Genomic DNA, 13631 nt, shown 5'->3' on the forward strand with positions numbered 1-13631 from the left:
GAAGTATCTGTCATTACTATTTAAATAAATTAACAAGGAATTGTAATGAACCGTATAGTTAGCTTAATAAATTCTTTTCTTCTTACTGTCATTTTATTATCGAGCAATGCCGCTCTGGCTAAAGATGAAAGTACCACAAAGCATGAAGGTATCGATATTATTGTTAATATCAATGAGGCGGGGGCAGAAGAGCTTAAAACACTGCTCATTGGTGTTGGTGACTCAAAGGCAAAAGCTATTATTGATTATCGAAAAATGAATGGGAAGTTTGTTGCTGTTGATGACTTATCAAACGTCAAAGGAATTGGAGATAAGCTAATAGAAAAGAATCGCAGTAGAATTGTACTGTAATACCAATCACGGTAAGTAAGTGAACAGAAATAGCGAAGAAAAAGGCTACCTTGTTAATTTTAGGTAGCCTTTAATTTTTAAGTTACACGTTGTCTTTGTGTATTAATGTGCCTTTTCTGCACCATGCATCCAGCGGATAAGTGTTCCTGAAATGATCAGTAGTAGAACACCTGAGATAGCAGAGGTAATGGCGATACCTGCAAAAATATCTAGTGCGCCAAGACTTTCAACATGAGAGCCGACTAAGCCTGCAATGTAATTAGAGATGGCATTGAAGCCAAACCATGTTCCCATCATTAGTGAAGCTAAACGCAGTGGCGCTAATTTAGTCACCAATGAAAGCCCAATTGGAGATAAGCATAATTCCCCTAGGGTATGGAAGAAATAAGCACCCACTAACCAATACATAGATGTCTTAATGGTTAAATCGCCATCTTGCTCCATGACTGCACCGACCATACAAAGAAAACCAATGGCTAGGAAAAACAGCGCTAAAGCAAATTTCACTGGAGAGCTCGGCTCTTTTGGCCCTAATTTTACCCATAACATCGCAATAAATGGCGCAAGAGTAATAATAAAGAAGGGATTTAAAGATTGAAACCATGCCGCAGGTATTTCAAATGAACCTAGCATACGATCAGTATATTGCTGAGAGTAGATGTTCATTAATCCACCCGCTTGTTCAAAACCAGCCCAGAATACAATAACAAACAATCCCATCACCATAATTACTTTAAGGCGATCGATCTCAATTTTACTTAGTATATGATGTGATGTACCTGCTGCCTCAGCATTTTCTTTTGCAATGTGAGCAGCAGGGCGGATACCTATGTCGCCAAGAAAACGTTGAGCAAATAGAGTCTGAATAATTAAGCTGATTACCATACCAATACCCGCTGCGGCGAATCCTGCTTTCCAGCCCCAGATCCCAGTGACAGAGCCAGATACCACACCAGCAAGCAATGAGCCTAGGTTAATACCCATATAGAAGATAGTGAAAGCACCGTCACGTCGATTATCACCATCTTGGTATAAATCACCAACCATGGTTGATACATTTGGTTTAAATAAACCATTACCTACAATTAGAAAGCCAAGGCCGGTATAAAATAGAGTCTCGATAGAAAGAGGAAGCATGTTATGAGGTAAGGCTAAAGTAAATTGGCCGATAACCATTAGAAAGCCACCGATAAGTAATGATTTACGTTGACCTAAGTAATTATCAGCTAGCCAGCCACCAATGAGAGGGGTAATGTACATTAAAGCAGTATAAGTACCGTATAAGCTTAAAGCGTCTTTTACGGTCCAGCCTAAGCCACCATTAATGGTTCTGTCTGTTAAATATAAAACAAGAATGGCTCTCATTGCATAATAAGAGAAGCGCTCCCATAATTCAGTACCAAAAAGTAAGAACAGCCCTTTTGGGTGTCCCATAATTAATTTGTTGTTATCCTGCATAGTGCTCTCTTCTATAATGAAATTTTATTCTTTTTATAATTAGTATAAATTTATACCCCTCGAATGTATCAACTGCAATGTTGTACAAAAAAATGTGACTTGGTTAACATATTAACTCATTGAAATGTTTAGAAACAAATATTTTTTGTTACATTTATGCTCTCTGATTTTTTGTGTTTTTTCAATTTAACCTGCTGTATATTGTTTTGTTTGCGATATTTTAATCTAACCTCGGTGTGATTTTTGGTTTTAAATGTTTATTTGGTGTCTTTTTGTTAGTTTAACAATTTAAACAACGATTTAAGTATTAATGTAGTCGTCAATTGATTTTTTTGTAAGTGATGGCGTGTTATCCTCTTTATGGGCTAGCTAGGTATAAAAATAATGAAAGAATGGTATTTACTTTACTGCAAACGTGGTGAGCAGCAGAGAGCAAAACAACATTTAGAAAACCAACAAGTAGAATGCTTTTATCCTGAAATTGAAGTAGAGAAGATAACAAGAGGAAAGATAACAACGAAAAAAGAACCGTTGTTTCCTTGTTATATGTTTGTTCGATTTGATTTTAATGAAGGACCTTCTTTTACTACGGTTCGTTCCACTCGTGGGGTGAGTGATTTTATTCGCTTTGGAGGTAAGCCCAAAGTATTGCAGGGCGATCTTATCTACTCATTAAAACAATTAGATAAGCATGAAGGTTCGGAAATCGCTGAATTTTCACCTGAAGCTGGACAAAAGATCGGGATTAAAGAGGGACCTTTTGTTGGGGTTGAGGCAATATATAAAGAATCAGATGGCGAAAAACGCTCAATTTTACTTATTACCTTAATTAATAAGAAAGTAGAAATTAAGGTTGATAATAGTAATTTAGAATATTAGTTATAAAAAAAGCGCCGTAGGGCGCTTTATTTATGAGAGTGAATTTACTTAACTGTAAGCTTCATTATGGACAGCTTGTACGGCTCGACCTGATGGATCAACACAGTTTTGGAATGATTCATCCCACTCAATTGCTTTTGCTGAAGAACAGGCTACTGATGGGCCACCAGGGACACATTTAGCAGCATCTTCAAGAGGGAATAGCTCTTCAAAGATTTCACGATACACATAGCCTTCCTTAGTGACTGGTGTATTGTAAGGGAAGCGGAATTTAGCTGATTCCATTTGTTGATCTGTCACTTTCGCTTCAGCTGTTTCTCGTAATGTATCAATCCAGCTATAACCTACGCCATCAGAGAATTGCTCTTTTTGTCTCCATGCAATAGCGGCGGGTAAATCATCTTCAAAACATTCACGAAGAATATGTTTTTCCATTTTACCGTTACCACACATTTTATCTTGTGGGTTTAGGCGCATAGCAACATCGATAAACTCTTTATCTAGGAAAGGTACACGACCTTCAACACCCCAAGCGGCAAGTGATTTGTTGGCACGAGCACAATCAAACATGTTTAGAGCAAGCAGTTTACGAACCGTTTCTTCATGGAATTCTTGTTTATTTGGTGCTTTATGGAAGTATAGGTAACCGCCGAATATTTCATCAGCGCCTTCACCAGAAAGGACCATCTTAATCCCCATCGCTTTGATCTTACGACCCAATAAGTACATTGGTGTGGAAGCTCGTATAGTCGTTACGTCATAAGTCTCAATGTGATAAATCACATCACGGATAGCATCGAGACCTTCTTGAATCGTATAAGTCATTTCGTGGTGGACAGTACCGATTTGATCAGCGACTTCTCGAGCTGCTTTTAAATCAGGAGCACCTTCTAATCCTACTGCAAATGAATGAAGTTGAGGCCACCATGCTTGAGATTCTTCGTTGTCTTCAATACGCATTGCTGCAAATTTTTTGGCAACGGCTGATGTAATTGATGAATCAAGTCCACCAGATAAAAGTACACCGTAAGGAACATCTGTCATTAGTTGGCGTTTAACCGCATCTTCTAATGCTTTTTTAAGATCTTCTTTACTTGTTGGGTTGTCTTTAACTGCATCATATTCCATCCAGTCACGTACATAATAACGTGTTGGCTCTGCATCTTTTGATGAGTAGAAGTGGCCAGGAGGAAATTCACAGATAGATTTACACACTGGAACCAAAGCTTTCATTTCAGAGGCAACATAATAGTTACCATGCTCGTCATAGCCGTGATACATAGGAATAATACCAATATGATCACGGCCTACTAAATATTCGTCTTTTTCTTCATCATAAAGAATAAATGCAAAAATACCGTTTAAGTCTTCTAGTAAGTCAGCTCCTTTCTCGCGATATAGAGCTAAAATAACTTCACAATCAGAGTCTGTTTGAAATGCATAGTCATCTGCGTATTTTTCGCGTAATTCTTTATGGTTATAAATTTCACCATTAACCGCTAAAATGTGTTTTTTGTCTTCGCTATAAAGAGGTTGAGCGCCACTGTTAACACCGACAATAGCCAGACGTTCATGCGCTAAAATTGCGTTATCTGATGAGTAAATACCAGACCAGTCAGGACCGCGATGACGAAGTTTCTTTGACATTTCAAGTGCGCTTGTACGAAGCGGCGCAGGATCAGTCTTTATATCTAGTATTCCAAAAATTGAGCACATAAGTTCCCTCTATCTCTTCTTAATTTTTATCATAAATTATTGCCTTGAATACAATTTGCCATCATCACTTAAAAAATCAACCCAGAAATACAAATAAAATCACAAACAGATAACCTTGGTGGATAATATTTAATTTTTATGACGATTTAGTATGGGATCGTTAGTTGGTAACTGTTTTTATTGAAATATGAAGAGGCGATTAAGAGGGGGTATGCAGATTAACGTTAAAATAACGTTAATCTGCATGTGGGTAGATAAATTGATTTTCAGTAATATTAGCCTGCCAGCTTAGTGTTTCATGTAGCTTTTTTGTTGATTAAACTCAGGTTTTAGTTGCTCCGTTACATGACGAGCAAAACCACTGCCTGCTTCGTGATAGATATTAAAGGCAGCATCAACCCCTTGTTCAATTAATCCTTCAATTTGGTCATTATAAGCGGCAATTGCTGCTGTTTGGCCCTGGTAGTTTCGTGATTGTAATTGTTCTAAGGCAAATTGATTACCTTGATGATTTGGCATCGCTAATAAAACCAGTTTTACGTGCGAGGTAGATAAAATTCGTTCCCAAAAATCAGGGTCGGTTGCATCACCAGATATTACATTACGACCAAGCTCTTGATGCTGTTTCGCTGATTCTTCTCGAAGCTCAATACCTAAAATAATGTCACCGTATTTTTCTTTTAGTTCATCGTACGCACCGCTACCAATGCGGCCCATGCCAAGAATTAATATCTGAGCGCGTCCTGGATTGATCAGTTTATCCATTGGATTTAAACGTTCGGCAGTATTTTCTTTTAACCAATGGCGAGAACGTTGATAAATCGCATGGCCGAAGTTATTTAAAGGAGCTGAAATAATAAAAGAAATAGAAACGGCAATAGCAATTGCAACAAGGCTGTCAGCAGGTAACCATCCCATTTTGAAGGCTAAACCACCGACAATAAGGCCAAACTCACTATAGTTGAATAATGTGAGAGAGGTCAGAAGGGAGGTTCTTACCCGGAACTTAAATTTATTAATGATAATAAAGTATAAGAAGCCTTTTACTGGCAGCAATAAAATAAGGAAAATAGCGAGCGTTAAGCCTGCTAATGTTGGTGCTGCTGATAAACCGATATTTAAGAAAAAACAGATAAGAAGTATTTCTTTTAAATTAAATAGTGATTTGGATAATTCCGAGGCTTTAGAATGACTAGCCAATAGCATTCCCAAAATAAGTGCGCCGAGATCAGGTTTCATTCCAACCAATTCAAATGTACCAGCCCCTGCAACTAAGGCTAAGAAAATACCGTAAAGTACCAACATTTCACCATGTCCAGCCCAGTCTAACAACTTAAAGAATAAAGGCCTTAGGAGAGGAAGTCCAAATAAAGCGAGCGCTGTAATTTCTGGGATCTTTCCTGTTGAAGCGGTTAAGAATACAACCGCGAAGATATCTTGCATAACAAGAATACCAATGGCTAGAGTTCCGTAAGTTGCATTCATTTCCCCTTTTTCTTGGAGAGCTTTAACGGCAAATACGGTACTAGAGAAAGACAATGCAAAACCAAAAAGAACTAGCTGTGCAGTATCAATGTCTGCAAGCATACTAATGCCAAGTAATTTAAGGCCAAGAAGGGCGAAAGTAAAAAATAGAGTCGAGAATACATTATGAAGTGTTGCCCCTAACCAAATTTCTTTAGCGAGTAAGGTTTTTATATCTAATTTTAAGCCAATTGAGAATAGAAGAAGGGTGACGCCAAGATCAGCAAAGGTAGATAGTGCATCGTTAGATTGAAAGCCAAGTGCATGTAATCCGAACCCAGCCAATAGAAAACCAACTAATGGAGGTAAATTAATTTTTAATGCTATAAACCCCATTACAAATGCTGCAATGATAAAAAGTAATTCCATATACAATATGTTCCTAAAAATATTCAAAAAAAAGGGCTACAGAAAGCAGCCCTAGAATAACATGTTAAAAATTATTTATGATTATTCATCTAATAATTTTTGCAATAATACGCCATTAAGCATTGCACGCTTCACCATTGAAAAGGCACCAATGGTTGGTTGTTCATGAAGCTCTGATGCAACGATAGGCAAATCTTTATGGAAAGCCGTTAATGATTGGTTTTTAATACAATTACGGATCGCAGCAAAAAGAATCTTATCTGATTGGGTGATTGCACCGGAAATGACAATTTTTTGTGGATTAAACAAGTTAATCGTCATTGCTATTGCTTTACCAAGTTGGTTGCCTACTCGTAGCAAAGTTTGTGTTGCCAGTTCATCATCATGATTGGCCGCATGACATATATCTGCCATTGTGATGTTGTCTAGCTGTGAAAGGCTTGAAGGATAACCTTGCTCAAGTAAAGATTTAATGCGTGCGATAATTGCAGGGTTTGCTGCTACGGTTTCTAAACAACCGAAATTACCACATTGACACTTATCGCCAATAGGGTCGATCTGAATATGACCAATCTCACCAACATTGCGGTTATGGCCAAGGAATACTTTGCCATTAACGATAATCCCTGCACCTGTACCACGGTGAACGCTGACTAAAATAGAATCATAGCAATCTTTAGATGCGCCAAAATAATGCTCGGCTAGAGCTAAACCACGGACATCATTACCAACAAAACATTGAGTATTAAAAGTATCTCTAATGAAATCTGCTAATGCTAATTTATCTATATCGGTATTTGGCATATATTCTACAACCCCAGTTTCAGGGTTAACTAAGCCTGGAAGGGTGATGCCGATAGCAATTAATTGCTTAATTGTATCTTGATTTTGTGTAATAAAATTTTGAAGTAATTTATTTAAGCCATCTAAAAGATGTTCTTGATTACTATAATGAAATTCTTGATATTCACTGGCTAATTCTTTTGTTGAAAGATCAAAAAGACTTAACTGGATATAATCACGGCCTAAACGTACCGCGATGGAGTGAAAAGGTTCAGTTTCGGTGGTCAAAGAGATGGCTCTTCGGCCACCAGTTGACGCTTGTTGCGCGACTTCTTTAATTAAGCCGCGCTCCAATAATTGACGGGTTATTTTGGTAACACTTGCTGGAGCAAGCTGACTAACATCAGCGATTTGAATTCGAGATATCGGTCCTTTTTGGTCGATTAAACGATAAACAGCCGCACTGTTTAATTGTTTTACAAGATCTACATTACCAATTTGTCCGTCAGTCATAATTAACTTTGCTCGTATTGTCCGTTCACAACAGTCGCTTTTACATTGAAGTCACGATCAAAAATTGCAAGGTTTGCAACCATGTTCTTTTTGATTCGGCCAAGTTTATTATCTACACCCATTGCTTGAGCTGGATATAGAGTAGCCATACGTAGAGCTTCGTCTAAAGCGATACCAACGTGCTCAACTGTATTCTGAACTGCTTCAATCATAGTCAGAGCTGAGCCGCCTAATGTGCCATTTTCATCAACACATTTACCATCCTTGTAATATACTTTCTTACCCACAAAAATAAAGTATTCCATGTCAGCACCTGCAGGAGCTGTGGCATCCGTCACTAATACTAGTTTTTCTTTCTTTATTTTGTGTGCAATACGGATGTTTGCATAATCAACATGGAAGCCATCCGCTATGATGCCAGCATAAACATCTGGTGTATCGTAGATAGCACCAACAACACCAGGTTCACGACCAACCATTGGCGTCATTGCATTGAATAAATGCGTAGCAAAAGTAATACCTGATTCAAAACCTTGGCGAGCTTCAGCATAAGTTGCGTTAGTGTGACCAATAGAAACGACAATACCCGCTTTATGAAGACGTTCAATGTGCTCAGGATCATTTTGTTCAGGTGCCAGTGTTACTTTTGCAATTAAATCTGCGTTATCACAGATTAATTGGATCATATCAGAATCTGATTGACGGATATGGTCGACGCTATGAATGCCTTTTTTCATTACGTTTAAGTAAGGGCCTTCAAGGTGTAAACCTAAAGATTGGTTTTGATACTTCGCGTGGTATTCACGAGCTGCGGTAATTGAAGCGCGCATATCCTCATCTGAAGAAGTAATCAAAGTAGGTAAGAAGCTAGTACAACCAGATTTAAGGTTTGCTTCATGCATGATCTGCATTGTTTCTGCTGTGATTTCATCATTTAGCATCACACCACCACAGCCATTTAATTGTAGGTCAATAAAACCAGGGCTAAGGTTGGCACCATTTAAATCTACTAATTCAATGCCTTGTGGTAGTTCTGAAGCGAGGCAGATGGCTTCGATTTCTGTTCCGTTAATGATAACAGAATGATCAACAAGAACATCGTTACCAGTATAAACCTTACAGTTAGTTAGCGCATACATAGCTTGAATCCTTTAGTTATAATTTAGAGTACGAAAAAATATGAACTTTTTTCGTTGAAATTTTTAAGCAAGTGAAAATAGAACTGCTTACTGAGCGATACACTCAAATTGTCTAAATGTTTCGTTCAGTAATGACAATGTTTGACTCTATATGAGACAAATATTATTCCTGATGCTCTATTCTTTCGAATGATAAAATAAGTTTTATGATCTCGCTAGCAAAAACCCCTAAATATTCACTCTGCAGGTGATAATGATCACAATTAGCTCGCTTTTAATTTGCGGGGCGAAATTAATCACTTACACTGGCCCTGTTAATAACGAGTAGCGAAATAAGTTTATTGTGAATTTATCTCACTATTCAAAAAAATCTAAAATCCTTATAGGGGGAATCTAAAGGTGAATATTTTAGGATATTTTCAAAAAGTAGGTAAAGCACTGATGGTACCAGTTGCTACACTACCTGCAGCAGCAATTTTAATGGGTATTGGTTACTGGATTGATCCAGTGGCTTGGGGCGGTAACAGTGCACTAGCCGCGTTTTTAATTAAAGCTGGTGCGGCTATCATCGACAACATGTCTGTACTGTTCGCAGTTGGTGTTGCTTATGGTATGTCTAAAGATAAAGATGGTGCAGCAGCACTTTCTGGTTTTGTTGGTTTCCTTGTTGTAACAACACTTCTTGCACCTGGTGCAGTAGCTCAAATTCAAGGTATTGATCCTTCTGCAGTTCCTGCTGCATTTGGTAAAATCAATAACCAATTTGTTGGTATCCTAGTTGGTATCGTATCTGCTGAGATCTACAACCGTTTCTCTGCTGTTGAACTGCATAAAGCACTTGCATTCTTCTCTGGTAAGCGTCTTGTACCTATCTTAACTTCTTTTGCAGGTATCTTAATCGCATTCGTACTAATGTACGTATGGCCTTCAATCTACGGTGGCCTTGTACACTTTGGTGAATCAATCCAAGGTATGGGTTCTGTTGGTGCTGGTATCTATGCATTCTTCAACCGTCTACTTATCCCTGTAGGTCTTCACCATGCACTTAACTCAGTGTTCTGGTTCGACGTTGCTGGTATTAACGACATTCCTAACTTCCTAGGTGGCGCTAAGTCTATCGCTGAAGGTACGGCAACTGTCGGTGTTACAGGTATGTACCAAGCTGGTTTCTTCCCAATTATGATGTTTGGTCTACCTGGTGCTGCACTAGCTATTTACCACACAGCTAAAATTGAGAACAAAGAAAAAGTAGCAGGTATCATGATCGCTGCTGGTTTCGCATCGTTCTTTACAGGTGTTACTGAACCACTTGAATTCTCATTCATGTTCCTTGCTCCTGCACTATATGTAGTTCACGCAGCATTAACAGGTATCTCAGTATTCATCGCAGCTTCAATGCAGTGGATTGCAGGTTTCGGTTTCTCAGCAGGTCTAGTAGATATGGTTCTTTCTACTCGTAACCCACTCGCTGTTAATTGGTACATGCTAATTATCCAAGGTATCGTGTTCTTCGCAATCTACTACTTCGTATTCCGCGCTGTAATCGTTAAGTTCAATCTTAAGACTCCAGGCCGTGAAGACGACGATGAAGAAGAAAGCTCAATTCGTGGTTCAAAAGAAACGAGTGAACTTGCTAAGCAGTATCTTAAAGCGCTTGGCGGTCACGAAAATCTAGAAAACATCGATGCTTGTATCACTCGTCTACGTCTAACTCTTAAAGACACTAGCGTAATCAGTGAAAAGCAACTTAAAGGTCTTGGTGCAATGGGTGTAGTGAAACTTGGTTCAAACAACGTTCAAGTTATCCTAGGTCCTCTTGCTGAAATCGTTGCTGGCGAAATGAAAAAAATCCCAGCATCTGAAGATTTAAGTGCAGTAGCATTACCATAATTATTGAGTAAATAAACTCAAATAACGAAGCCGCTCTAGTTAGAGCGGCTTTTTTTATGCAAATAAAGAAACTATTTGATTCTATATATTGAGTATTGGCGCATAATTGTGGATCATAGGGCTATATGAACAATCTGTTCTTTTTGCAATTACTAATACCAATGAGGTGCTTTAGATGAGTGAAACTGAAACTCGTCCTACCAACTTTATCCGTCAAATTATTGATGAAGACCTAAAGTCAGGTAAACATTCCAGTGTCCATACTCGTTTCCCGCCAGAGCCAAATGGCTATCTGCATATCGGACACGCAAAATCTATCTGTTTGAATTTTGGTATTGCTCAAGATTACCAGGGACAGTGTAATCTACGTTTTGATGATACTAACCCTGAAAAAGAAGATATTGAATACGTTGAATCAATCAAAAATGACGTTAAGTGGTTAGGTTTTGATTGGAGTGGTGATATTCATTACTCTTCAAACTATTTTGATAAACTGTATGACTACGCAGTTGAATTGATTGAGAAAGGCTTAGCTTATGTTGATGAGCTAACCTCAGATCAAATCCGTGAGTACCGTGGTTCTTTGAAGGAGCCGGGTAAAAACAGTCCATACCGTGATCGTAGCGTAGAAGATAACCTTGCGCTATTTGAACAAATGCGTGATGGTAAATTTAAAGAAGGAACGATCTGCCTACGTGCAAAAATCGACATGGCTTCTTCTTTTATCGTAATGCGTGATCCAGTAATTTATCGTATTCGTTTCGCTTCTCATCACCAAACAGGTGATAAGTGGTGTATCTACCCAATGTACGATTTTACTCACTGTATTTCTGATGCGCTTGAAGGCATTACGCATTCAATCTGTACGTTAGAATTCCAAGATAACCGTCGTTTATACGATTGGGTATTAGAAAATATTACAATTGATTGCCAGCCACATCAGTATGAGTTTAGTCGTCTAAACTTAGAATACACAATCATGTCTAAGCGTAAGCTGAATGAACTTGTGACTGAAAAATTAGTAAACGGTTGGGATGATCCACGTATGCCTACCGTTTCAGGCTTACGTCGTCGTGGTTTTACTGCTGCTTCTATTCGCGAGTTCTGTAAGCGTATTGGTGTGACTAAGCAAGAAAACATGATCGAATTTGGCTCATTAGAATCTTGTATTCGTGATGACTTAAATGAAAATGCACCTCGTGCAATGGCGGTTCTTGAGCCTGTTAAAATCGTAATTGAAAACTACGAAGAAGGTAAAGTTGAGACACTTAGCGTAGCTAATCATCCTAATAAACCTGAAATGGGTAAGCGCGATGTGCCATTCACTCGTGAAGTGTACATTGAACAAGATGACTTCCGTGAAGAAGCAAACAAAAAATATAAGCGTTTGGTTCTTGGTAAAGAAGTTCGTCTACGTGGTGCTTATGTTATTCAAGCAAACCGTATTGAAAAAGACGAAGCCGGTAACATTACCACTATTTTCTGTAGCTATGATGCAGAAACGCTAGGTAAAAACCCAGCAGATGGCCGTAAAGTGAAGGGCGTTATTCATTGGGTATCAGCAGAGAAAGCCATTCCTGCAGAGATCCGTTTATACGATCGTTTATTCAACGTGCCAAACCCTGCAGCTTTAGAAGATTTCTCAGAGAGTATTAATCCTGAGTCATTGATCACTAAGAATGGTTTTGTAGAACCAAGCTTAGCAACAGCAGAAGCAGAAGCGGGCTATCAGTTTGAGCGTACTGGTTACTTCTGTATTGATAACAAAGACTCTACACCAGAGGCTCTTGTTTTCAACCGTACAGTAGGCTTACGTGATACTTGGGAAGGTTAATCTTCACTAAGTAATAAACAATAAAAAACCAGCAGAAATGCTGGTTTTTTTATGACTTCTATTTGTTATATTGAACGATTAACCGTTATGAGCTTCATTATTTTCAATGCAGTCGCCAGTAATACAGTGGCCGTATAGATATAAACTGTGGTTTGTTAGTCGTACATTATATTTTTGTGCAATTTCTTTTTGACGCTCTTCAATCATTTCATCAGAGAATTCGATCACTTTACCACAATCTAGGCAAACTAAATGATCATGATGATGTTGAGTTGCTAATTCAAATACAGATTTACCACCTTCAAAGTGGTGACGAGTAACGATACCTGCATCATCAAATTGGTTTAATACACGATATACAGTAGCAAGACCAATTTCTTCGCCAATATCTATTAATTTTTTATACAAATCTTCTGCACTGATGTGTTGGCAATCTGGTTGTTGAAGTACTTCTAAAATCTTTAGGCGTGGAAGAGTAACCTTTAAACCGGCTTTTTTTAGTGCTTGGTTGTTATCTGACATCGACTTTTCCTGTGTTGACATTCTGCATCGATTTTTTGTGCAGTTTTAATAAGTTAATTATAGGGAACATTCAATCCAGTTGATACCTTATCTGCACGATCTCTTATAAAAAAATAGATGTTGATCTTTTGTTGAAAACGTTATTATTATGAGGTCAGACCAGAATTAAGGATGATAAACATGTATAAGTACTTTACCCCAAAAATAGTCAGAAGGGCATTGAATATTTGGCCACCATTTTGGGGGGCTGGGATCTCTATCCAAACGATTGCTCCTGATTTTCAAGAAGTGCGAGTGATATTAAAAGATCGTTTTTGGAGTCGTAATGCAAATAGAAGCCAGTACGGAGGAAGTATTTTTTCTATGACAGATCCTGTGTTTTCGTTAATGTTAATGGGGATACTGAGAGAGGAGTATTTTGTTTGGGATAAGCAATCGGAAATAGATTTTATTTCACCAGGTACCAGTGAGTTAAATGCACACTTTTTGATTTCAAACGAGAAAATTAAAGAAATTAAGCTGCTGACTGAAGCTGGAGAGAAGTGTTTTCCGAAATTTGAAGTATATATATATGATAAAAAAGGAAAAGCAGTCGCGCGGGTGAATAGAACCTTGTATGTAAGGAAAAAACCAGAGTTTAGATGATGCTCTCT

Annotated in this window: 11 protein-coding genes; 5 read left to right on the plus strand and 6 right to left on the minus strand. The window is 38.2% G+C overall.

The window, feature by feature from the left end:
• Window positions 1–45 precede the first annotated feature (45 nt).
• Window positions 46–351, plus strand: coding sequence for a ComEA family DNA-binding protein (locus PVK62_RS07265; RefSeq protein ID WP_274443747.1), 306 nt, complete (start codon window positions 46–48; stop codon window positions 349–351).
• Between the two features lie 102 nt (window positions 352–453).
• On the opposite strand, the gene PVK62_RS07270 is transcribed toward PVK62_RS07265, so the two are convergent.
• Entirely contained in the window at window positions 454–1809 is a 1356-nt protein-coding gene (locus PVK62_RS07270; protein WP_274443748.1) for a peptide MFS transporter, read from the minus strand.
• 384 nt (window positions 1810–2193) lie between these two features.
• Between PVK62_RS07270 and rfaH the strand changes: the two genes are divergently transcribed.
• Window positions 2194–2688 (plus strand): transcription/translation regulatory transformer protein RfaH, encoded by a 495-nt coding sequence (gene rfaH / locus PVK62_RS07275; protein ID WP_274443749.1) that lies wholly within the window; start codon window positions 2194–2196, stop codon window positions 2686–2688.
• Between the two features lie 48 nt (window positions 2689–2736).
• Here the strand turns inward: rfaH and asnB are convergent, their stop codons facing one another.
• The 4 genes from asnB to nagA form a co-directional block, all read right to left on the minus strand.
• Window positions 2737–4404 carry an asparagine synthase B gene (gene asnB / locus PVK62_RS07280; protein WP_274443750.1) on the minus strand — a complete coding sequence of 556 codons (1668 nt, stop codon included), beginning with the start codon at window positions 4402–4404 and terminating at the stop codon, window positions 2737–2739.
• 288 nt (window positions 4405–4692) lie between these two features.
• Window positions 4693–6297, minus strand: a complete 1605-nt coding sequence (locus PVK62_RS07285) for a cation:proton antiporter family protein (RefSeq protein ID WP_274443751.1) — start codon at window positions 6295–6297, stop codon at window positions 4693–4695.
• Between the two features lie 81 nt (window positions 6298–6378).
• Entirely contained in the window at window positions 6379–7593 is a 1215-nt protein-coding gene (nagC, locus tag PVK62_RS07290) for a DNA-binding transcriptional regulator NagC (protein WP_274443752.1), read from the minus strand.
• A gap of 2 nt (window positions 7594–7595) precedes the next feature.
• Entirely contained in the window at window positions 7596–8732 is a 1137-nt protein-coding gene (gene nagA, locus PVK62_RS07295) for an N-acetylglucosamine-6-phosphate deacetylase (RefSeq protein ID WP_274443753.1), read from the minus strand.
• A gap of 399 nt (window positions 8733–9131) precedes the next feature.
• Here nagA and nagE point away from each other — a divergent pair, with 399 nt between their 5' ends.
• Window positions 9132–10622 (plus strand): N-acetylglucosamine-specific PTS transporter subunit IIBC, encoded by a 1491-nt coding sequence (nagE, locus tag PVK62_RS07300; protein ID WP_274443754.1) that lies wholly within the window; start codon window positions 9132–9134, stop codon window positions 10620–10622.
• A 175-nt stretch (window positions 10623–10797) separates the two neighbouring features.
• Complete coding sequence (glnS, locus tag PVK62_RS07305) at window positions 10798–12456, plus strand: glutamine--tRNA ligase (RefSeq protein ID WP_274443755.1); 1659 nt, start codon at window positions 10798–10800, stop codon at window positions 12454–12456.
• Window positions 12457–12534: 78 nt separating this feature from the next.
• On the opposite strand, the gene fcrX is transcribed toward glnS, so the two are convergent.
• Window positions 12535–12978, minus strand: a complete 444-nt coding sequence (gene fcrX, locus PVK62_RS07310; RefSeq protein ID WP_274443756.1) for a ferric iron uptake transcriptional regulator FcrX — start codon at window positions 12976–12978, stop codon at window positions 12535–12537.
• 180 nt (window positions 12979–13158) lie between these two features.
• On the opposite strand from fcrX, the gene PVK62_RS07315 reads away from it, so the two are divergent.
• Window positions 13159–13623, plus strand: a complete 465-nt coding sequence (locus tag PVK62_RS07315; RefSeq protein ID WP_274443757.1) for a DUF4442 domain-containing protein — start codon at window positions 13159–13161, stop codon at window positions 13621–13623.
• Window positions 13624–13631: the final 8 nt, after the last annotated feature.

Source organism: Aliivibrio sp. S3MY1, assembly GCF_028765575.1.
In the GTDB taxonomy this organism is placed as follows: Bacteria; Pseudomonadota; Gammaproteobacteria; order Enterobacterales; family Vibrionaceae; genus Aliivibrio.

Excerpts from the sequence above, each read along its gene's own strand:
- rfaH (WP_274443749.1), top strand. The coding sequence starts at position 2,194 with ATGAAAGAATGGTATTTACTTTACTGCAAACGTGGTGAGCAGCAGAGA.
- PVK62_RS07265 (WP_274443747.1), top strand. The coding sequence starts at position 46 with ATGAACCGTATAGTTAGCTTAATAAATTCTTTTCTTCTTACTGTCATT.
- glnS (WP_274443755.1), top strand. The coding sequence starts at position 10,798 with ATGAGTGAAACTGAAACTCGTCCTACCAACTTTATCCGTCAAATTATT.
- nagC (WP_274443752.1), bottom strand. The coding sequence starts at position 7,593 with ATGACTGACGGACAAATTGGTAATGTAGATCTTGTAAAACAATTAAAC.
- PVK62_RS07315 (WP_274443757.1), top strand. The coding sequence starts at position 13,159 with ATGTATAAGTACTTTACCCCAAAAATAGTCAGAAGGGCATTGAATATT.
- asnB (WP_274443750.1), bottom strand. The coding sequence starts at position 4,404 with ATGTGCTCAATTTTTGGAATACTAGATATAAAGACTGATCCTGCGCCG.
- PVK62_RS07270 (WP_274443748.1), bottom strand. The coding sequence starts at position 1,809 with ATGCAGGATAACAACAAATTAATTATGGGACACCCAAAAGGGCTGTTC.
- fcrX (WP_274443756.1), bottom strand. The coding sequence starts at position 12,978 with ATGTCAGATAACAACCAAGCACTAAAAAAAGCCGGTTTAAAGGTTACT.
- PVK62_RS07285 (WP_274443751.1), bottom strand. The coding sequence starts at position 6,297 with ATGGAATTACTTTTTATCATTGCAGCATTTGTAATGGGGTTTATAGCA.
- nagA (WP_274443753.1), bottom strand. The coding sequence starts at position 8,732 with ATGTATGCGCTAACTAACTGTAAGGTTTATACTGGTAACGATGTTCTT.